Raw genomic sequence first — 19483 nt, 5'->3', positions numbered from 1 at the left:
GGTCAAGTTCTTGCAGCTCCTGGCTCAATCAACCCACACACTAAGTTCGAGTCTGAAGTATACGTACTTTCTAAAGACGAAGGCGGCCGTCACACTCCTTTCTTCAAAGGCTACCGTCCACAGTTCTACTTCCGTACAACTGACGTAACAGGTGACATCCAGCTTCCAGACGGCGTTGAAATGGTAATGCCAGGCGACAACGTTCAAATGACTGTTGAACTAATCGCTCCAATCGCTATGGACGAAGGTCTACGCTTCGCAATCCGTGAAGGTGGCCGTACTGTAGGTGCTGGTGTTGTTGCTAAGATCTTCGACTAATTTTTAGTTGAGTCTTGCAGCTCTTCAATTTGATTGAAGACCGCATCTAAAAAAAGGAGAGCTTAGGCTCTCCTTTTTGCGTTTTTCAAACGCAAAAACTAAAGGAGCGAGGCCGCTTCGCTTCGGGGACGCTACGCTACGAGGAGCGAGTGATTCTTCGCTGGCCTTATGTCTAACGAAAAAACTACTCGTACCCCGTAGGGCGCTAGCCCGTCCCCGCGCCTCGGAACGAAGTGTAACTGGCTTGGCAAGCGAAACTTTCGCTTGCCAAGCCTGCTTGCATTCTGTACTATTCGCGACTCTTATTTCTCGGTCAATTTATTCGTTCCTTGCTTCCTCTGGATGACCGGGCCATTTTGGAAGCTACTAATCCGTAAGGAGCAACCTATGCGTCATTACGAAATCGTATTCATGGTGCACCCTGATCAAAGCGAGCAAGTTGCTGGCATGATCGAGCGTTACACTGGTACTATCACTGAAGCTGGCGGTACTATCCACCGTCTAGAAGACTGGGGTCGTCGTCAACTGGCTTACCCAATCAACAAGCTTCACAAAGCTCACTACGTTCTAATGAACGTTGAAGCTGACCAAGCTGTAATCGATGAGCTAGAAACTGCTTTCCGTTTCAACGATGCAGTTCTACGTAACATGATCATGCGTACTAAGAAAGCGGTAACTGAGCAGTCTATCATGCTTAAGCAAAAAGAAGAGCGTGCTGAGCGTGCTCCTCGTCGCGAAGAGCGTGCTGAGTCTAAGCCAGAAGCAGCTGCTGAGTAATTTTTTTGATGACCAATCGAATGGAGCTCAGTGGCACGATTGTCAAACCTCCTATTCGGTCTAAAAGTCCCAGTGGCATTGAACACTGTCGATTCTGGCTTGAGCATCGCTCAACCGTTATCGAAGCGGACCTACCCAGGCAAGTGTTTTGTCGCATGCCAGTGGTAGTAAGCGGACCTAGGTCACAAGCATTAACTCAGAACTTAGTATCAGGCAGTAGCATTAAGGTGGGCGGCTTTGTCGCTTATCAAACCGGCCGAAATGGCGTTGGTAAATTAGTGCTTCATGCCGACAACATCACTCAAATTTAAGATCAGGAGATAGCCCATGGCTCGTTTCTTCCGTCGTCGTAAATTCTGCCGTTTCACTGCAGAAGGCGTACAAGAGATTGATTACAAAGACGTAGCAACTCTTAAAAACTACATCACTGAAGCTGGTAAAATCGTACCTAGCCGTATCACTGGCACAAGCGCTAAGTACCAGCGTCAACTAGCTCGCGCTATCAAGCGTTCACGCTACCTAGCACTACTACCGTACACTGATAAGCATCAGTAATCGGTCGGTTTATTAAAAGAGGATTAAACAATGCAAGTTATTCTACTTGATAAAATCGGTAACCTAGGTGGTCTTGGCGATACTGTAAACGTTAAATCTGGCTACGCTCGTAACTTCCTTATCCCACAAGGTAAAGCAGTTATGGCAACTAAGTCTAACGTTGAAATGTTCGAAGCTCGTCGCGCTGAACTAGAAGCTAAAGTTGCTGAGCAACTAACTGCTGCGCAGGCTCGTGCTGAGAAAGTTAACGCTCTAGAAGCAGTTGTTATCGCTTCTAAAGCTGGTGACGAAGGTAAGCTGTTCGGTTCTATCGGTACTCGTGACATCGCTGACGCTATCACAGCGGCTGGCGTTGAAGTAGCTAAGAGCGAAGTTCGTCTTCCAGAAGGTGCTCTACGCAACACTGGTGAGTTCGAAATCAGCATCCAACTTCACTCTGAAGTATTTGCTACAGTTAACCTACAAGTTGTTCCAGCTGAGTAATTCAGATTTGGTTCACACTCGTTAGTGTTGATTGTAAAACACCAGCCCCTGGGCTGGTGTTTTTTTTAGGTTCGAGGAGCGAGTTTCACTTTGTTCCGAGGTGCGAGTAATTTACCGTGCGTGTTAAACTCCTCGCCCCTCGGAGGGCAGAGCCCGTAACCCGCGCCTCGAACCTGTATTTTCAGAGCATTAAAAAGAAACCAGAATGCTCACAGTGATCACACTATCTGAGTGGCTGAGCCCCTCCGGGACTTTATCGTGATATTCGCGGTTGTGGCTGACCTTAAGAGCGACATCCTCGGTGATGTTGTTAGAAAAGCTTAGGTTGGTATCCATACGGGTATTACTGTCACCGGCAACAACCGTCATCGTCGCTGCAAGTGTGACATTCTCGAGTGGTCGCCATTCACTATTGATGTTACCCCGAAAGATAACCTCCTGAACGATATTGGGAAAGATGATGTCGTCATCTTTGATTTCATCTAGGTTAGGCTCTTGATATCGATAACCTGGACCGACTTCTGTCTCTAGTAACAGTTGCTCGGTGTTATAGAATTGAAAACCCAAACCACCCGATAGGGTGTAGTCTTTAAAATACGCACTGTATTTAGAGTCGACGCCACGAAAGCTATTATAGAGGTAGGTGCGGGGACCTAACTTATAGTCACTCTGGATTGCGTAAGTCGCTTGACGCTTGTCTTCTTCACCGTCTTTGTACAGTAGGTAGTATTTCCATTCTCCGTAGGTACGGTGACGCCCAGAGATGTACTCGACATCGATGCGAGAGTTTAAGGACTTGGTATCGGAGTTGCCGGAGTGAGCTTGATAGCCAAACTCGATTTCATTTTTCCATGGCGAGGGGACGGTAATTGTCTCAGGCTCCTGAGCATCCTCAGCGAGTGCATTCGAGCCAATCAACAAGCTGGCACCGATAAGCAGCGTTTTACGCACCGATCATACCTCTCTTAGTGAAAACATGGATTTTAGATGAACTCAATTTTTGGTTAGTCATTGAACGGTCAATTCTACACAAGTTAGCGAGAAACATCCTCAATGCTAATTACAATTGCTCGAATACCGTTATAATGATGCACCAAGAGAACCAAGCAGAGTAATAACATGGCTGATCGACAAGCGGACTTTCGAACCTTGCCAAATTCGAAAAAGAACAAAGACGCCCAAGTGGATGCGATTAAAGTGCCTCCACACTCTATCGAGGCTGAGCAATCGGTTATCGGTGGCTTGTTGCTGGACAACGAGCGTTGGGATACCGTGGCGGAGCGTGTTGTTACCAAAGACTTTTACAGTCGCCCACACCGGTTGATTTTTGACTCAGTGAGTGACCTGCTTGAGTCAGGCAAGCCTCTTGATTTGATCACTCTATCTGAGTTTCTTGAGCAGCGTGAGCAGCTAGAGGATGTCGGTGGCTTTGCTTACCTAGCCGATCTGGCTAAGAATACCCCGAGTGCCGCTAATATCAACGCTTATGCCGATATTGTGGCAGAGCGTGCGTTGGTGCGTAATCTGATTGGTGTCGCGAATGAGATCGCCGATGCGGGTTACGATCCGCAAGGGCGGAGCTCAGAAGACCTTCTCGATCTTGCCGAGAGTAAGGTCTTTGCGATAGCAGAAGATCGCACCAACGAGAACGAAGGTCCGCAGAACGTAGACTCGATCTTGGAAAAAACTTTAGAGCGTATCGAGATCCTGTATAAGACACCACAAGATGGTGTGACTGGGGTCAATACGGGCTTTAGCGATCTCAATAAGAAGACCGCCGGCCTACAAGGCTCAGATCTCGTAATTGTGGCGGCGCGTCCATCGATGGGTAAAACTACCTTTGCGATGAACCTATGCGAAAACGCTGCGATGGAGCAGGAAAAACCGGTGTTGATCTTCTCGCTTGAGATGCCAGCGGAACAGATCATGATGCGTATGCTGGCGTCCTTGTCACGCGTTGATCAAACTAAGATTCGTACCGGCCAACTTGATGATGAAGATTGGGCGCGTATCTCTTCGACCATGGGTATCCTGATGGAGAAGAAGAACATGTTTATCGACGATAGCTCTGGTCTGACACCGACTGAAGTACGTTCGCGTGCGCGTCGTATTGCACGTGAGCATGGCGGCTTGTCGATGATCATGGTCGACTACCTACAGCTGATGCGCGTGCCGGCACTATCGGATAACCGTACTCTAGAAATTGCTGAGATCTCGCGCTCGCTTAAAGCGCTGGCAAAAGAGCTGAATGTGCCCGTTGTGGCGCTTTCTCAGCTTAACCGCTCACTAGAGCAACGTGCAGACAAACGCCCAGTGAACTCCGACTTGCGTGAATCGGGCTCGATTGAGCAAGATGCCGATTTGATCATGTTTATCTATCGTGATGAAGTCTACAACCCAGAGAGCTCACTGAAAGGGATCGCAGAGATCATCATTGGTAAGCAGCGTAACGGTCCTATCGGTTCAGTGCGCTTGACCTTCCAGGGGCAGTTCTCACGTTTCGATAATTATGCAGGACCTGCTTTTGACGATGAGTAGCTCGGTAACTAGTCCTTTAAGCTATATGAAGGCGGCCACCGCACATATTGATTTGGCCGCGCTGAGGCATAACCTCAGTCAAGTCAGGCTTCAAGCACCACAGAGTAAGATCTTAGCGGTAGTTAAGGCCAATGGTTATGGTCATGGATTGCGTCATATCGCCCAGCATGCACAAGGTGCGGATGCCTTTGGCGTGGCTCGGATTCAAGAGGCGCTTGAGTTACGTGCTTGTGGTGTGGTTAAGCCGATATTGCTGCTAGAAGGCTTTTATTCAGCCATGGATTTGCCGTTGCTGGTCACCAGTCATATTCAAACTGTGGTGCATTGCGAGGAGCAGCTCGAGGCTCTTGAGCAGGCGCAACTCGACTCGCCAGTCATCGTGTGGCTCAAAGTGGACAGCGGTATGCATCGTCTCGGAGTAAGACCTGAGCAATATGATGACTTTGTTCGTCGTTTGCATGTTTGCCCAAATGTCGCTAAGCCATTGCGTTATATGAGCCACTTTGCCAGTGCGGATGAGCCGCAAAAAACGGTTACCTCAGAGCAAATTGAGCTGTTTTCTTCGTTGACCCAAGGCTGCTTGGGCGAGCGCTCACTGGCCGCATCGGCTGGGTTGCTAGCTTGGCCAGACAGTTATTTTGATTGGGTGCGCCCAGGGATCATCATGTATGGTGTCTCACCATTTGGTGATAAAACTGCCCAGTCTATGGGGTATAAGCCCGTCATGACGCTTAAATCACACCTGATTGCAGTTCGAGAGGTGAAAGCGGGAGAGTCGGTCGGTTATGGTGGTACTTGGACCAGTACGCGTGATACCAAAGTCGGCGTGATCGCGATTGGTTATGGTGATGGCTACCCAAGAACGGCCCCTAATGGCACTCCTGTGTTGGTTAACGGTCGCCGCGTACCGATGGCTGGTCGCGTCTCTATGGACATGCTCACGGTGGATTTAGGCCCAGAGGCCAGTGACAAGGTCGGTGATGAGGCTATTTTGTGGGGAGGGGCTCTTCCGGTTGAAGAGGTCGCTGAGCACATTGAGACGATTGCCTATGAGTTGGTCACCAAGCTGACCTCTCGCGTCGACATGGAATACAGCGAATAGCCTGATGAAATGGATAGGACTTGCTAGCCTCTTAAGCGTATTTTTAAGCGGCCAAGTGTTTGCTAAGCAAAAAGATCTCGCCTTCGTCCCCTTCTTTTTTCAAACTGAATCGTTGGGTAAATCCTTCGGTGTTGCGGGCGTCGCAAAAGGGGTTGGGCAGCCACAAGCCGCTCTATTTGGCATGGGGTTATATACCGATAAAGACAGCTATGTTGGCTTTCTTTCCGCCTTTAACTACGCCTTATCGGACTCCGTTACTTCCTCTGTCCAGCTCTATCAAGGGCAATTGAATCAGACCAAGTACTATGTTGGTAATCAGGGAAATAATGACTCATCACCAGATGACTTTACCTTTACCGACGGGACTGAAAATCGTTACAAGCTCGAGTTTCGTTTTTTTCTTCCTTGGGGAGAGATCGCACAGCAAGGACTCAAAGGAGCATTCATCCCACAGCGCGATGTGCGCCGTGCCTCTCCGCTTGAGAGCGGTATCTCTTCCATTTATGTCAAACCATTTTATAGCTCGCGCACGCTTGAAAGCGACGGAGTTAGAAACGAAGCCTCAGGTGTAGAGCTTATCGCGGACTGGGATAACCGCGACTCAAATAGCCGACCCACTCGTGGCTCCCACTCGCAATTTACGACCACGATTGGTGCTGATAACTGGTCGAATGATGATAAGTGGGTCAAGCTTGAGGCAGAAACCAGTCACTACTTTTCTTTGGGCGAGCTAGGGGACTGGTTTGATCAGCAAATTATCGCCCTTAATGCCTATACCGCTGATACGCCAAGTTGGCAAGAGTGTCAGGCTGGCCAGCGTGAGTCGCGTTGTGGTCGCCCGGCTGAGCATGAGCAGGTGCGACTTGGTGGACTTTATCGACTGCGCAGTTACAGTGGCAGTCGTTTCCATGGCCGCTCAGCTGTTCATTATGCGGCTGAATATCGAGTTATCCCTGATTGGCAGCCTTTAGGGGAGATCCCTGTGATCAACTACTATGATTTGCCGTGGTGGCAATGGGTAGTATTTGCCGAAGCTGGACGCGTCGCGGACAGTTATAACCTCAAAGAGTTACATACCGATCTAAAGTGGAGCCTAGGCGGGGCGATCCGGTTTCAGGTGGAGGGCATAGTCGTTCGCACTGAGATAGCTCAATCAGAGGACGACCGAGCCTTCAGGGTGATGATAAACCAGCCCTTCTAGTTATTCTGTTCCAACTCTATTCACCTTGTAGTGTCGCAATCAAGGTTCGCCCTCCGGCATGATCGCGATGCTCCCCAAGATAGATTCCCTGCCAGGTTCCAAGCGCCAATCGACCGCGCGTAATTGGGATGGTCACGCTTGAGCCTAGCAATGATGCCTTGATGTGGGCCGGCATATCATCATCCCCTTCATAAGTGTGTCGGTAATAGGGCGCGCGCTCAGGTACATAACGATTAAAATGCTGCTCCATATCAGCGCGTACGGTGGGATCGGCGTTCTCGTTCAAGGTTAGGCTCGCTGATGAGTGCTGGATAAAAACATGTAGTATTCCAACGTTGATCGTACTTAGTTGGGTTAAATGTTGTTCAATTTCATCAGTGATCAGATGAAAGCCGCGCGGGTAGGGTGGGAGCTGGATGATTAATTGTGACCACATAGATTTTTACCTTGATTTTATTTGCACTAGATCAGTTTTTTTTGCTCAAGATTTGTCGGGTTCGTGATGTAACTCACCAACCGTGCGCTTTTACTGCTTCATAATGTCGTGACTGAAAATTTATTACAATTTGCCTTCAAGGCACTCCATTTTTTATATTTACTAAATCGGGGATTCTACCGAGGAACATGGGCGTTCACGCGTATCGTACTCCTCGCCAGGTAGAATAGAACCTACTGTAACATCGGGACAGATGACATGTTAAAAAATATCAATCCAACACAGACGCAGGCATGGAATGCTCTGACAGCTCACTTTGAAACCGCTCAGGATATGGACCTGAAGCAGTTGTTTGCACAGGACCCTGCGCGTTTTGACAAGTACTCTGCACGTTTTGGCTCAGACTTTCTTGTCGATTACTCCAAGAACCTGATCGACGAAGAAACACTTAAGCATCTATTTGCTTTAGCAAAAGACACTGATCTAACTTCGGCTATTGACGCCATGTTTAGTGGTGATGCGATCAACCAGACGGAAGGCCGTTCAGTGCTTCACGTTGCTCTACGTAACCGTAGTAACACGCCAATCCTAGTGAAGGGTGAAGATGTGATGCCAGCGGTGAATGCAGTTCTAGAGAAGATGAAAGCATTCTCTGAGCGCGTGATTGGTGGCGAGTGGAAAGGCTACACAGGTAAGGCGATTACCGACGTAGTTAACATCGGTATTGGTGGTTCAGACCTAGGTCCTTACATGGTGACTGAGGCGCTAGCTCCTTACAAGACGCACCTAAACATGCACTTTGTATCGAATGTTGACGGTACCCACATTACAGAGACACTAAAGAAAGTCGACCCTGAGACGACTCTTTTCCTCGTCGCGTCTAAGACCTTTACCACTCAAGAAACCATGACTAATGCTCACACCGCTCGTGATTGGTTCCTTGCAAGCGCGGGTGATGAAGCGCATGTTGCGAAGCACTTTGCAGCTCTATCAACCAATGCGCCAGCTGTTTCAGAGTTTGGTATTGATACGGACAACATGTTTGAGTTCTGGGACTGGGTTGGTGGTCGCTACTCACTATGGTCAGCCATCGGTCTGTCTATTGCGCTAGGCGTTGGTTTTGATAACTTTGTTGAGCTTCTAACCGGTGCTCATGAGATGGATAACCACTTTAAATCAACACCGCTTGAGAGCAATATCCCGGTTATCCTTGCGCTGATCGGTATCTGGTACAACAACTTCCACGGTGCTGAGTCTGAAGCTATCTTGCCATACGATCAGTACATGCACCGCTTTGCTGCCTACTTCCAACAAGGCAACATGGAGTCAAACGGTAAGTTCGTTGACCGCAGTGGTGAGGCAGTGACGTACCAAACTGGCCCTATCATCTGGGGTGAGCCAGGCACTAACGGTCAGCACGCGTTCTACCAGCTTATCCACCAAGGCACGAAATTGATCCCATCTGACTTTATTGCTCCGGCAATCAGTGCAAACCCAACTGGTGACCACCACCAGAAGCTGATGTCTAACTTCTTTGCACAGACAGAAGCACTGGCATTCGGTAAGTCTGAAGAGACAGTAAGAGCTGAGTTCCTTGCGGCAGGTAAAACTGAGCAAGAAGTGGCTGAGCTAGTACCATTTAAGGTCTTCGAAGGTAACCGCCCAACCAACTCGATTCTAGTTAAGCAAGTTGACCCACGAACACTTGGCCAATTGATCGCAATGTACGAGCATAAGATCTTTGTTCAAGGTGTCATTTGGAACATCTTCAGCTTCGACCAATGGGGTGTAGAGCTTGGTAAGCAGCTAGCAAACCAAATCCTACCAGAGCTAGCTGACGACAGCGCCATCACAAGCCACGACAGCTCAACCAACGGCCTAATCAACGCATTCAAAGCGTTCAAAGCTTAATTTAATTTACCTAAACCAAAAGCTGGCCCAACGGGTCAGCTTTTTTCAAAAACAGAAAGCGCGCCGACTCCGTTTCAAAGACCGATTCACTCATCAAATGCGCCAAATTCCTCGCCTCTCGCTTCTCGATTCTCGCCTCTTTTCCCATATAGAACAGAACCCTCCAATAAGTTAGCTCACTCTTGGGACCAAATCTTTCCAATCAGACTAAAATTAAAAGGCAGCGGTTAAAGCTAGATAGGAGAATATCATGAGCTTGATACCCAGAGACTCTTGGTCTGAGATCCATCGAGTGTTTGATCACTTGCCAAAATTTCGCGTTCACTCGGAGGGAGAGAACTTCTCGCCGCGAGTAGATGTAGTGGAAAAGGCAACGGCATTCGAGGTAATTGCAGATTTACCAGGAGTGAATAAACAAGACATCAATGTAACCTGTGCTCATGGGGTGTTGACGATTGAGGCACAAACCTCAAGCCATCACCAGTATGAGAGTGAAGACAAGGTGATCCACAAGGAGCGCTTTGAGGGCGTGATGAAACGCAGCTTTACCTTAGGTGAGCATCTAGAGTGGCAAGACATCTATGCTGAGTTTGAGGATGGTGTGCTGCTAGTGGCTGTACCCAAGTCGGAAGGGCACCAGGATTACGAGGCGACCGTCGAGATACATTGATTATGACTATGAAAAAGCCAGCGAGGTTATCTCGCTGGCTTTGTTGAATTTACGTGTAGTCGGTTATTCGAAACAGATCTCGATAAACGCATTTCCCCATTCAGAGGTAAACGGCATGATAATGATGGCGCCCTCGCACTTGTGACGAAGGGTGTGCCCTTTACCAGAAACCACAACCGGCGTCGCCATTTCAAACTCAAAGCCATTATCCGCTAAGATACGTTTTGCTCCGCCAGTGACCATATTGGTGATCTCCCCGACCATGTCAGTGACTTCCTCATCGATACTGCTCGGTCTCTCACCAAGCATTTTATCCATGATTTCAAGAGCCAGTTGCTCATCGAAGGTGATCGACATAGAGCCTCGGGTCTGGTCGCCGACCATACCAATAAGACCAGAGACATCACCACGGGCCACTTCATCTTTTTTGATGCGAGGTTTGAGTGGTTTTAGCTCCAATGATGCCATTGTCTTTAGGACGTTGATCAGTGAAGCGAGAAATGGATTTACAAATTCAGCGCGCATGGTTATTTACTTCTTCATTGTTGTTTTTTACACGATGAGCAGGTGCCGTGTGATTCAATGACATGATTCTGAATGTCGAAACCATGTTGCTGGGCATTGCTTTGTAGTAATGCGATAAGATTTGAGTCTTGTAACTCAACAACATTGCCACATTGGTCACAGATAAGTAGATGAGAAAAGTGTTTCTTATCGTGACCATGACTGCATGAGACATAGCTGTTTGTGGACTCAACACGGTGAATGAATCCCTGCTCCATCAGAAAATCTAAGGCTCGATAGACGGTAGGTGGCTTCGCGCTGGACTCAGTTTCACGTAGCGCGTCAAGTAACTCATAGGCACTGGATGCCTTGGGGCTTTGACAGATCAACTCATACACTTTGCGTCGCTGTGGAGTGAGTCGCACACCGCGTGCGATACACAGTTGTTCAATCTGATTAACCGTTGCTTTCAATGCTATTACCACCTTTAAAATCGAGCTTGTGAGTATAACACTAACTCACAATGATCTGAGTGGTTAGATCAAAAATAATGCTATACCCAGTAACCTCAAGATGCAGTTTCAGCGAGATTTGCTTGGTTTGCAGCCAAGGCGGTCACTTGAAGATTTAGTGGCTCTAAATCGAGAGTGACCAACGCTGGCTGCGAGCCAAGCAAACTCGCCCGAAGGGAGCCAATATACATGCTCATCTCCGCGTCAAATGACTTTGAAAGGGGTGACCATTCCTGCAGTCATCTTCCTTGATATGAGCATGTATATTGGCTCTGAAGTCTGCATCTTGAGGTCACTTGGGTATAGGCCATTCGAATAAATACTCGCGTCCAGCCAAAGAAGTTGAACGCGAGTAACGTATTGATATTGAGAGTGGTATTTTCTAGCGCGAGTTTGGCATGGGTACCACGAGTATATCCACTGGTGATTTGTGGATCAGGTGGCGGGAGTAGGAGATGATCTTGCTCCAGAAGTCTTGGTGGTGACCACAGATAAGTAGATCAACCTGATGCTCTACCACGGTTTCATGAATCTTATCGCCCAAGTCTCCCGTGCCGACTAAAAAGCTCTTGAGCGGGTAGTCCATGTAGGACTCAAACTCATTGAGCTGATCCATGGCGTTAATGGTCAAAGGACGTTGACTACTATCTTGTTTCATATCGACTAACTCATGATAAATCTCACCATGTGTCCCATCGATATGGATAAAGGATACCTCGGCATCAAGCATTTTCGCCATCATCACTGCTTTATCGATTAGGGCGTGACTCTCTTCTGCCAGTTCAAGTGCGACTAAGATGTGCTTATATTTCATGACCCTGCCCTCTTGATGAAGATACTATCTAAAGGATAGAACGAATCAGGCAAAATTTGTGTTGCTTAGGTCGTGATTTTGGAGGACAAAATAGGCAGAAAAGTCAGATTGTGAGCTGGTAGAGGTAAGGTGTGAGCGCGGTTTTGTGGCTCAGTATCTAATCGATTGTGATTCCATTTATCCAAGCACTTGGGTAACGATAGATCTTGATGTAGAATCCACGCTCCCTGACGCATTGTTGGAAAATTGAACACGTTCAGGGCTGATATCAACCGACTGTTTCGTTCCAATAAAGAACTGGAAACATAGACAGTAATACTTAAGTAAGATGGGTAAAGTGATGCAAGATAACGCTACGCAACCGACAGCAAAAACAACTGAGCGCAAGGGACAGAACGCCGATTTCTTCCACTCCAGGCTCTCTGTTGCCCCAATGCTCGATTGGACCGACCGTCACTGTCGTTACTTTCATCGCAAGCTCTCCTCGCAGACTCTGCTCTACACTGAGATGGTCACAACGGGCGCGATTATCCACGGTAAGGGTGATTTTCTCGCGTACAATCAAGATGAACACCCTATTGCATTGCAGTTGGGGGGATCGAATCCGCAAGATCTAGCTCACTGCGCCAAGCTGGCTCAAGAGCGTGGTTATGATGAGGTCAACCTAAACGTAGGCTGCCCATCAGATCGTGTGCAAAATGGTCGTTTTGGTGCTTGCTTGATGGCCGAGCCACAGCTGGTGGCTGATTGTGTGGCAGCGATGCGCGATGTGGTGGATATTCCAGTCACGGTAAAGACGCGTATTGGTATTGATGAGCAAGACTCTTACCAGTTTTTGACCGATTTTGTCAGCACAGTGGCAGAGAAAGGGGGTTGTGAGCAGTTTACCATTCATGCGCGCAAAGCCTGGCTAAGTGGCCTTAGCCCAAAAGAAAACCGTGAGATCCCACCGCTTGATTATCCACGTGCTTATCAAATTAAGAAAGATTTCCCAGATCTTTCGATTGCCGTAAATGGTGGGATTAAGACGCTTGAAGAGACCCTTGAGCACCTTGCTCACCTTGATGGTGTGATGATTGGTCGTGAGGCTTACCAAAACCCATACCTTTTGGCACAAGTTGATCAGCAAGTGTTTGGTCTTGAAACACCAGTGAAAAAACGCAAGCAAGTGGTTGAAGAGATGCTACCTTACATCGAACAACAACTGGCAAAGGGCGCCTATTTAGGTCATATTACTCGTCATATGTTGGGACTTTTCCACAATATGCCGGGCGCCCGTCAATGGCGTCGTCACATCAGTGAAAATGCCCACAAACCAGGAGCAGGCATTGAGGTGGTAACGACTGCCATGAGCAAGATTCCAGCTGACTTAGATGTTTAGGCAACAGACAGGATAAAAAAAGAAAGATGAAAACAATCCAAACAGTATGTCGTGGTTTATTGGGCCTCAGCCTTGTGCTCTCGCCCGCTGTCTTCGCTCAGCAAGACTCAGTGTTCAAACTGGGCCTTGATTACTGGTGGGGGCAAACTGAGGTGAACGAAGTTCGTCGCGATAAAAACAATGCGCCTTCTTTTTATCTGGCGTATGAGCACTCGGCACCTTACCTACCTAATGTAGGCTTTCGCTATACTACAGTCGATGCAGACTTTATGGCCTTCGATAAGTCAGACTTTATGTTTTACTACAACGTGTTGTCACGCGATGTATTGAATTTTGATGCTGGTGTTACGGTTACAAATTATGCCAACACCAAGTATGTGAATGCTGTTGACTCATCGCTAAATACTGATTTCGATACTACGACCTGGAATTTGTTTGCCCGAGCAGAGATCGCTATCCCAAACAGCAATTTCGATATCATTGGTGCGATGGAGTTTAGTGACCGCCGTAACCTAAAAACAACCGACCTCGAAGCTGGCGTCCAGTACAACATCGCCATGGAGCAGAAACGTAATGTAGCACTGCGTGCGGGCTACCGTGTTATTGACTTAGAATCGAGTGACTTCAAGATTTCGGGAAGTGATTTTGGCAAAGAGTTCATCTTCGTCAATGGTTGGTTCCTTGGCGCAGAATACCAGTTTTAACCTAACTCCTTGATGACATAAGAAGCGCCACCTCCACAAGGTGGCGCTTTTTTGTGAGAAGCGCGAGTAACTTGTCGCGCACACAAAATTCCTCGCCCCTCGAAGGGCTATGCCCGTCCCTGCGCCTCGCGACTTTTTTATTAGCTCATTCGCCAAATATGCACCATGCTTAAAGAGGTGTTTATCAGAGAGAGCGGTGTGGTATGACAATTTCGGAACTTAGAGCATTGTATCGCGAGGATCAATTGGTTGAAGCGATCATTGAGCCTTCGATCCAGGAGGGCTCGTGGGTGGTAGAGTTTCGTCATCGCAGAGGCGGTTTAGTGCTGCTAACGGATGCGCATGGCGAGGAGTGCTTGTATGAAGATATTGACCTTGCTTCCAAGTCGGCCATGGCAGTGGGCTTTCAACAGGTGCGGGTTGAAGATCTCCCTAATTATTAGTCAAATATCGCCTCAACCATCCAAAAGGTTATAAAACATTCACTTCTATTCTTTCTTGTTATTTACCAGAGTGGTTAATCTAAATGTCACGTAATGATTAGGGATATCGTGACAATGTCCAATGGAAACTCTCAACAACAAGAAGCGCCGATGATAACGGCACCTCTCAATGACCAGCAGCTCGGGCAGCTGCAGCAAACGGTCTCAGAACTTTCTTCACAGCAGCTTGCATGGGTGAGTGGCTACTTTTGGGGCTTGGCTCAAGCGCCATCCTCTGCGGCCAGTGCGCCGATTACTCAAGCGGCCACTGCTGTTGCCAGCCAGCCCGCGGGTAAGCTCACCATTATTTTTGCTTCTCAAACCGGCAATGCTAAAGGGGTAGCAGAAGCTCTCGAAAGCGAGGCCAAGGCGCTGGGTATTGAGGCACAGCTGTTTGATGCCTCTGACTACAAGGGTAAACAACTCGCCAAAGAAACGCATGTGATCATCGTGGCATCGACCAACGGTGAGGGGGAAGCACCAGATAACGCTATCGAACTGCATGAATTCTTACAGTCGAAGAAGGCACCTAAACTACCAAACTTAAAGTATGGGGTGATCGGTCTTGGCGATTCTAGCTACGAATTTTTCTGTCAGACAGGTAAGGATTTTGATGCCTTCTTATCTAGGCTAGGTGCAAGCGCCTTCCTAGAGCGTGTTGATTGTGATGTCGACTATGAGTCGGCAGCGACAGAATGGCGCTCCAAGGCACTGGAAGTCGTGAAACAAGATCTTGCTTCTGCGACGGAAGCGGAAGTTGTTCAGCTTCCCGTCGGTCAGGCGGCAGTGCAGCCTTCTGTCTATAACAAGCAAAATCCTTATACCGCAACATTACTCACTAGCCAAAAAATCACGGGGCGAGACTCAGGTAAGGATGTTCGTCATATCGAGATCGACCTCGATGGGTCGGGCATGACCTATCAACCTGGCGATGCGTTAGGGGTATGGTTTGAAAATAGCTCTGAGTTAGTCAATCAAATCCTTGAGCGTACCGGGCTATCCGGTGTGGAAAGCGTTGATGTTGAGGGTGAGAGCCTATCGCTGCATAGCGCATTAGTGAGTAAATACGAGATCACCGCAGCCAATCCGCAGTTGGTTAGCAAGTTTGCAGAGCTTTCAGGAAGTAAAAAGCTGCTCAAGCTGGTAGAGGATAAGAATAAGCTGCGCGAGTATGCCACGAGTACTCAAGTCGTGGATGTACTAGGCGAGAAAAAGACCAAACTAACAGCCGAAGAGTTGGTCGGCTTACTGCGCCGGCTAACACCACGCCTTTATTCGATTGCATCCAGTCAAAGTGAGGTAGAGGACGAAGTGCACCTTACCGTTGGTGTGGTTGAATACGCCAAGGGTGAGCAAGTACGTCAAGGCGCGGCCTCCAGCTACCTTGCCCATCGTCTGGAAGAGGGCGGTGAGGTTAAGGTGTTTATCGAACACAACAACAACTTCAAGCTGCCTCAGGATGACAATACTCCAATTATTATGATTGGCCCAGGCACTGGTATCGCGCCGTTCCGTAGCTTTGTGCAAGAGCGTGATAACCGTGGGGCTCAGGGGCAAAACTGGCTGTTCTTTGGTGATCGTACCTTTACCCAGGATTTCTTGTACCAAGTCGAGTGGCAGAAGTACCTCAAAAATGGTTTGGTTTCGCAGCTAGATGTGGCGTTCAGTCGTGACCAAGCTGAAAAGGTCTATGTTCAGCACCGAATTCTTGAGCAAGCAGAGCAAGTTTGGCAATGGATCCAGCAAGGCGCGTATATCTACGTCTGTGGTGATGCTAACCGTATGGCAAAAGATGTGCATGAGGCACTAATAGAGGTAGGCCAGCAACAGGGGCAGCTCAGTCGCGCTCAGGCCGAAGAGTTCATCAATACACTACGTAAAGAAAAACGTTATCAAAGGGATGTTTACTAATGAGTCAGCAACAAGAAGTTTTAGGTCAAGTCTTAGGCCCGCTTTCTGATAACGAGCGCCTGAAGAGCGAGAGCAACTTTTTACGTGGAACGATTGAAAACGATTTAGCTGATCGAATCACGGGTGGCTTTTCGGCGGATAACTTCCAACTTATCCGTTTTCACGGAATGTACCAGCAAGATGATCGCGATATTCGTAATGAGCGCACCAAGCAAAAGCTAGAGCCTCTGCATAACGTTATGCTGCGCGCGCGAATGCCTGGTGGGGTGATCACACCAAAGCAATGGCTGGCCATTGATGAGTTCGCTACTGACCATACCCTGTATGGCAGTATTCGCCTGACTACACGCCAGACCTTTCAGTTTCATGGTGTCCTTAAGCCTAATATCAAGCTGATGCACCAAACGCTAAATAGCATTGGCATTGACTCGATTGCTACGGCAGGGGATGTAAACCGTAATGTGTTGTGTACCTCTAACCCGGTTGAGTCGCAGCTGCATCAAGAAGCCTATCAATGGGCAACTAAGATCAGTGAGCACTTATTGCCTAAGACCCGCGCTTACGCAGAGATTTGGCTAGATGGTGAGAAGCTAGAGACTACGGATGAAGAGCCCATTCTCGGCTCTACCTATTTACCACGTAAATTTAAGACCACAGTTGTGATCCCACCATTGAATGATGTGGATGTGCACGCGAATGACCTTAACTTTGTCGCGATAGCCGAAAAGGGCAAATTGGTCGGATTTAATGTGCTGGTGGGTGGTGGCCTTGCCATGACCCATGGCGATACGTCGACTTACCCAAGAAAAGCAGATGATTTTGGTTTTGTCGCGCTGGACAAAACGCTTGAAGTTGCTGCCGCAGTGGTGACAACTCAACGAGATTGGGGTAATCGTTCCAATCGTAAAAATGCCAAGACTAAGTACACCTTAGATCGTGTTGGTATCGATGTGTTTAAAGCTGAGGTGGAAAAACGCGCTGGTATCCAATTTGAATCGAGTCGCCCTTATGAGTTTACTGAGCGCGGCGACAGAATAGGTTGGGTAGAAGGGATTGATGGTAAGTATCACTTAACCCTGTTTATTGAGAACGGTCGTCTACTGGATTATCCAGGTAAGCCGCTCAAGTCTGGCGTAGCTGAAATTGCAAAAATCCACAAAGGGGATTTGCGCATGACGGCTAACCAAAACTTGGTCATCGCGGGTGTGGCGAAGAGTAATAAAGCCAAAATAGAGAAGATCGCGATTGAGCATGGCCTGATGGATGAAACGGTCAGTGAGCAGCGCAAGAACTCGATGGCTTGTGTGGCTTTTCCAACTTGTCCGCTGGCGATGGCCGAAGCCGAACGATTCCTGCCGGACTTTGTGACTCAAATTGAAGAGATATTGACAAGTCACGGACTCAACAAAGAGGACAATATCATTTTACGAGTCACGGGATGCCCTAATGGTTGTGGTCGAGCGATGTTGGCTGAAATTGGCTTAGTGGGTAAGGCCCCTGGGCGCTACAACCTACACCTAGGTGGTAATCGTGCCGGTACCCGAGTACCGAAGATGTATAAAGAGAACATTACCGATAAACAAATTCTACAAGAGATCGATTCGCTGGTGGCGCGTTGGGCGGTTGAACGTCAAACCGGTGAGGCATTTGGTGACTTCGTGATACGTGTCGGGATCATTGAAGAAGTCATCGTATCAAAGAGGGATTTCCATGCTTGATTCTGTCACTTCACCTTTGAAGTTAGCAGAACTGCTCTCATTGACTAAGACGGAGCAAATACTCCGTCTTGCTGAAATCAATGCTGAGTTAGAGAAGCTAACCGCCGAACAAAGGGTTGAGTGGGCCGTGAGTTATCTACCAGGTACTCATGTGGTCTCCTCAAGTTTCGGCATCCAAGCCGCGTTGATGCTTCATCTACTTACTCAAGTGAAACCGGATATACCAGTGATCTTAACGGATACCGGATACCTGTTCTCTGAAACCTATAACTTTATTGATCAGTTGAGTGAAAGGCTGACTCTAAACCTCAAAGTATACCGTTCGGCGCAAAGTGCTAATTGGCAAGAAGCGCGCTACGGTAAATTGTGGGAACAAGGTATAGAGGGAATAGAGAAGTACAATAAGTTAAATAAGGTTGAGCCAATGCGTCGTGCGCTCGCAGACCTAGAGACTCAGACTTGGTTCTCAGGATTAAGAAGAGAGCAAGCCAAGTCGCGAGCGCATCTTCCAATCTTGTCGATTCAGAATGGCGTATTTAAGTTCTTGCCGGTTATTGATTGGAGCAATAAAGACGTTCATGAATACTTAGAGGCTAATCAACTGCCTTATCACCCACTTTGGGAAAAAGGCTACCTCTCCGTCGGTGATACTCATACGACTAAGAAGTGGGAGCCGGGCATGTCAGAAGAAGAAACGCGTTTCTTTGGTCTAAAACGTGAGTGTGGTCTGCATGAAGATGATGGAGAGCAGTACGGTTCCGGTATCTAATCGGAGAATTTATCGCTTGCAAGGATAAAAAGGCTGCTCCAAAGCAGCTTTTTTTGTGTCTGAAAGCGCAATTGTGGATAAGTTTGTGGATTTCACGTTTATATATGTGGGGTAAAGTTGAATAAATAAAGCTTTGAATGAAAAATGCTCCTATAACCATTATTTTTGCAAATTTATGAAAAAATCACTTGCCAACGAGAACGCGATCTCTATAATGCCACCTCGTCGACAGGGCAAGGGCTCACAAGGGTTCACAAGCCAGTCAGACAGGTCATAAAGACTAGCGAAATGAGAATTTGAATTTGCTTTTTAAAAGCAAAGAAAATTGAAAAAAGTGTTTGACACTGACAATTATCTCGCTAAAATGGCCGCCTCTTCCGAAGTGATTCAGGTCACAAAAGAAGATAGCTCTTTAAAAATATAAACCTATCAATCTGTGTGGGCACTCGTTGATGATAATCCAATTAGAAACTTCGGTTTCAACTTTGATTTCAATGAACGAAGTGACCATTACGAATCATTAGATTCGGCACAGTCAATTCAAACATTACTATGTAATGTTCAGTATTCATTGAGTCACAAAATCTTAAATTGAAGAGTTTGATCATGGCTCAGATTGAACGCTGGCGGCAGGCCTAACACATGCAAGTCGAGCGGCAGCGACAGTTACAATCCTTCGGGTGCGTTTCTGGGCGGC

21 protein-coding genes are annotated in these 19483 nt (G+C 47.7%); 16 read left to right on the top strand and 5 right to left on the bottom strand.

Annotated elements, in window-relative coordinates; translation table 11 throughout:
* From ACSTTG_RS24055 to rplI, 5 genes are all read left to right on the top strand, one after another.
* A partial coding sequence (locus tag ACSTTG_RS24055) for an EF-Tu C-terminal domain-related protein (protein ID WP_497583979.1) occupies positions 1–318 on the top strand: 318 nt, incomplete at its 5' end.
* Between the two features lie 387 nt (positions 319–705).
* Positions 706–1095: a 30S ribosomal protein S6 gene (rpsF, locus tag ACSTTG_RS24050; protein ID WP_438461354.1), complete on the top strand. Its 390-nt coding sequence runs from the start codon at positions 706–708 to the stop codon at positions 1093–1095.
* Between the two features lie 8 nt (positions 1096–1103).
* Positions 1104–1406 carry a primosomal replication protein N gene (gene priB, locus ACSTTG_RS24045; RefSeq protein ID WP_438461353.1) on the top strand — a complete coding sequence of 101 codons (303 nt, stop codon included), beginning with the start codon at positions 1104–1106 and terminating at the stop codon, positions 1404–1406.
* A gap of 16 nt (positions 1407–1422) precedes the next feature.
* Positions 1423–1650: a 30S ribosomal protein S18 gene (gene rpsR, locus ACSTTG_RS24040; RefSeq protein ID WP_000090472.1), complete on the top strand. Its 228-nt coding sequence runs from the start codon at positions 1423–1425 to the stop codon at positions 1648–1650.
* A 30-nt stretch (positions 1651–1680) separates the two neighbouring features.
* Positions 1681–2133, top strand: a complete 453-nt coding sequence (gene rplI / locus ACSTTG_RS24035; RefSeq protein WP_438461352.1) for a 50S ribosomal protein L9 — start codon at positions 1681–1683, stop codon at positions 2131–2133.
* Between the two features lie 189 nt (positions 2134–2322).
* Here rplI and ACSTTG_RS24030 read toward each other — a convergent pair whose 3' ends face one another.
* Positions 2323–3084 carry a DUF481 domain-containing protein gene (locus tag ACSTTG_RS24030; protein ID WP_438476605.1) on the bottom strand — a complete coding sequence of 254 codons (762 nt, stop codon included), beginning with the start codon at positions 3082–3084 and terminating at the stop codon, positions 2323–2325.
* Positions 3085–3252: 168 nt separating this feature from the next.
* Here ACSTTG_RS24030 and ACSTTG_RS24025 point away from each other — a divergent pair, with 168 nt between their 5' ends.
* The 3 genes from ACSTTG_RS24025 to ACSTTG_RS24015 are packed head-to-tail and all read left to right on the top strand — an operon-like array spanning position 3253 to position 6974.
* On the top strand, positions 3253–4671 hold the full coding sequence (locus ACSTTG_RS24025; protein ID WP_438461349.1) for a replicative DNA helicase: 1419 nt from the start codon (positions 3253–3255) through the stop codon (positions 4669–4671).
* Positions 4643–5773, top strand: a complete 1131-nt coding sequence (alr, locus tag ACSTTG_RS24020) for an alanine racemase (RefSeq protein ID WP_438476604.1) — start codon at positions 4643–4645, stop codon at positions 5771–5773. The genes ACSTTG_RS24025 and alr overlap by 29 nt, the downstream gene beginning before the upstream one ends.
* A gap of 4 nt (positions 5774–5777) precedes the next feature.
* Positions 5778–6974, top strand: a complete 1197-nt coding sequence (locus ACSTTG_RS24015) for a BamA/TamA family outer membrane protein (RefSeq protein ID WP_438461347.1) — start codon at positions 5778–5780, stop codon at positions 6972–6974.
* A 16-nt stretch (positions 6975–6990) separates the two neighbouring features.
* Here ACSTTG_RS24015 and ACSTTG_RS24010 read toward each other — a convergent pair whose 3' ends face one another.
* On the bottom strand, positions 6991–7410 hold the full coding sequence (locus ACSTTG_RS24010) for a secondary thiamine-phosphate synthase enzyme YjbQ (protein ID WP_438461346.1): 420 nt from the start codon (positions 7408–7410) through the stop codon (positions 6991–6993).
* Positions 7411–7668: 258 nt separating this feature from the next.
* Here ACSTTG_RS24010 and pgi point away from each other — a divergent pair, with 258 nt between their 5' ends.
* On the top strand, positions 7669–9321 hold the full coding sequence (pgi, locus tag ACSTTG_RS24005) for a glucose-6-phosphate isomerase (RefSeq protein ID WP_438476603.1): 1653 nt from the start codon (positions 7669–7671) through the stop codon (positions 9319–9321).
* A 250-nt stretch (positions 9322–9571) separates the two neighbouring features.
* The gene (locus ACSTTG_RS24000) at positions 9572–9991 is read left to right on the top strand and encodes an Hsp20 family protein (RefSeq protein WP_438461344.1); all 420 of its coding nucleotides are present in this window, start codon (positions 9572–9574) and stop codon (positions 9989–9991) included.
* A gap of 63 nt (positions 9992–10054) precedes the next feature.
* Here the strand turns inward: ACSTTG_RS24000 and ACSTTG_RS23995 are convergent, their stop codons facing one another.
* The 3 genes from ACSTTG_RS23995 to ACSTTG_RS23985 all read right to left on the bottom strand — a co-directional run bounded on the left by ACSTTG_RS23995 (position 10055) and on the right by ACSTTG_RS23985 (position 11821).
* Positions 10055–10516, bottom strand: a complete 462-nt coding sequence (locus tag ACSTTG_RS23995; protein WP_438461343.1) for a chemotaxis protein CheX — start codon at positions 10514–10516, stop codon at positions 10055–10057.
* 14 nt (positions 10517–10530) lie between these two features.
* Positions 10531–10968, bottom strand: coding sequence for a zinc uptake transcriptional repressor Zur (gene zur / locus ACSTTG_RS23990; protein ID WP_438461342.1), 438 nt, complete (start codon positions 10966–10968; stop codon positions 10531–10533).
* Positions 10969–11389: 421 nt separating this feature from the next.
* Positions 11390–11821 (bottom strand): universal stress protein, encoded by a 432-nt coding sequence (locus ACSTTG_RS23985; RefSeq protein WP_438476602.1) that lies wholly within the window; start codon positions 11819–11821, stop codon positions 11390–11392.
* A 340-nt stretch (positions 11822–12161) separates the two neighbouring features.
* On the opposite strand from ACSTTG_RS23985, the gene dusA reads away from it, so the two are divergent.
* The 6 genes from dusA (at position 12162) to ACSTTG_RS23955 (ending at position 18786) form a co-directional block, all read left to right on the top strand.
* The gene (gene dusA, locus ACSTTG_RS23980; protein WP_438461340.1) at positions 12162–13202 is read left to right on the top strand and encodes a tRNA dihydrouridine(20/20a) synthase DusA; all 1041 of its coding nucleotides are present in this window, start codon (positions 12162–12164) and stop codon (positions 13200–13202) included.
* 26 nt (positions 13203–13228) lie between these two features.
* Positions 13229–13906, top strand: coding sequence for a TIGR04219 family outer membrane beta-barrel protein (locus ACSTTG_RS23975; protein ID WP_438476601.1), 678 nt, complete (start codon positions 13229–13231; stop codon positions 13904–13906).
* A gap of 203 nt (positions 13907–14109) precedes the next feature.
* On the top strand, positions 14110–14349 hold the full coding sequence (locus ACSTTG_RS23970) for a hypothetical protein (protein ID WP_438461338.1): 240 nt from the start codon (positions 14110–14112) through the stop codon (positions 14347–14349).
* A gap of 93 nt (positions 14350–14442) precedes the next feature.
* The gene (locus ACSTTG_RS23965; protein ID WP_438476600.1) at positions 14443–16299 is read left to right on the top strand and encodes an assimilatory sulfite reductase (NADPH) flavoprotein subunit; all 1857 of its coding nucleotides are present in this window, start codon (positions 14443–14445) and stop codon (positions 16297–16299) included.
* Entirely contained in the window at positions 16299–18017 is a 1719-nt protein-coding gene (gene cysI / locus ACSTTG_RS23960) for an assimilatory sulfite reductase (NADPH) hemoprotein subunit (protein ID WP_438461336.1), read from the top strand. Before ACSTTG_RS23965 ends, cysI begins: the two co-directional genes overlap by 1 nt.
* Positions 18010–18786: a phosphoadenylyl-sulfate reductase gene (locus ACSTTG_RS23955; protein WP_438461335.1), complete on the top strand. Its 777-nt coding sequence runs from the start codon at positions 18010–18012 to the stop codon at positions 18784–18786. Before cysI ends, ACSTTG_RS23955 begins: the two co-directional genes overlap by 8 nt.
* Positions 18787–19483: the final 697 nt, after the last annotated feature.

It is taken from the genome of Vibrio glycogenivorans (genome assembly GCF_051660965.1).
Taxonomy (GTDB): Bacteria; Pseudomonadota; Gammaproteobacteria; order Enterobacterales; family Vibrionaceae; genus Vibrio.
This window is presented reverse-complemented; position numbering and strand designations above follow the sequence as displayed.

What these genes read in the sequence shown, in the direction of transcription:
- priB (WP_438461353.1), top strand. Translation starts at nt 1,104, where the DNA reads ATGACCAATCGAATGGAGCTCAGTGGCACGATTGTCAAACCTCCTATT.
- dusA (WP_438461340.1), top strand. Translation starts at nt 12,162, where the DNA reads ATGCAAGATAACGCTACGCAACCGACAGCAAAAACAACTGAGCGCAAG.
- rpsR (WP_000090472.1), top strand. Translation starts at nt 1,423, where the DNA reads ATGGCTCGTTTCTTCCGTCGTCGTAAATTCTGCCGTTTCACTGCAGAA.
- ACSTTG_RS24000 (WP_438461344.1), top strand. Translation starts at nt 9,572, where the DNA reads ATGAGCTTGATACCCAGAGACTCTTGGTCTGAGATCCATCGAGTGTTT.
- cysI (WP_438461336.1), top strand. Translation starts at nt 16,299, where the DNA reads ATGAGTCAGCAACAAGAAGTTTTAGGTCAAGTCTTAGGCCCGCTTTCT.
- ACSTTG_RS23985 (WP_438476602.1), bottom strand. Translation starts at nt 11,821, where the DNA reads ATGAAATATAAGCACATCTTAGTCGCACTTGAACTGGCAGAAGAGAGT.
- ACSTTG_RS24015 (WP_438461347.1), top strand. Translation starts at nt 5,778, where the DNA reads ATGAAATGGATAGGACTTGCTAGCCTCTTAAGCGTATTTTTAAGCGGC.
- rpsF (WP_438461354.1), top strand. Translation starts at nt 706, where the DNA reads ATGCGTCATTACGAAATCGTATTCATGGTGCACCCTGATCAAAGCGAG.
- pgi (WP_438476603.1), top strand. Translation starts at nt 7,669, where the DNA reads ATGTTAAAAAATATCAATCCAACACAGACGCAGGCATGGAATGCTCTG.
- ACSTTG_RS23965 (WP_438476600.1), top strand. Translation starts at nt 14,443, where the DNA reads ATGATTAGGGATATCGTGACAATGTCCAATGGAAACTCTCAACAACAA.
- rplI (WP_438461352.1), top strand. Translation starts at nt 1,681, where the DNA reads ATGCAAGTTATTCTACTTGATAAAATCGGTAACCTAGGTGGTCTTGGC.
- ACSTTG_RS24010 (WP_438461346.1), bottom strand. Translation starts at nt 7,410, where the DNA reads ATGTGGTCACAATTAATCATCCAGCTCCCACCCTACCCGCGCGGCTTT.
- ACSTTG_RS23975 (WP_438476601.1), top strand. Translation starts at nt 13,229, where the DNA reads ATGAAAACAATCCAAACAGTATGTCGTGGTTTATTGGGCCTCAGCCTT.
- ACSTTG_RS23955 (WP_438461335.1), top strand. Translation starts at nt 18,010, where the DNA reads ATGCTTGATTCTGTCACTTCACCTTTGAAGTTAGCAGAACTGCTCTCA.
- ACSTTG_RS23995 (WP_438461343.1), bottom strand. Translation starts at nt 10,516, where the DNA reads ATGCGCGCTGAATTTGTAAATCCATTTCTCGCTTCACTGATCAACGTC.
- alr (WP_438476604.1), top strand. Translation starts at nt 4,643, where the DNA reads ATGCAGGACCTGCTTTTGACGATGAGTAGCTCGGTAACTAGTCCTTTA.
- ACSTTG_RS24025 (WP_438461349.1), top strand. Translation starts at nt 3,253, where the DNA reads ATGGCTGATCGACAAGCGGACTTTCGAACCTTGCCAAATTCGAAAAAG.
- ACSTTG_RS23970 (WP_438461338.1), top strand. Translation starts at nt 14,110, where the DNA reads ATGACAATTTCGGAACTTAGAGCATTGTATCGCGAGGATCAATTGGTT.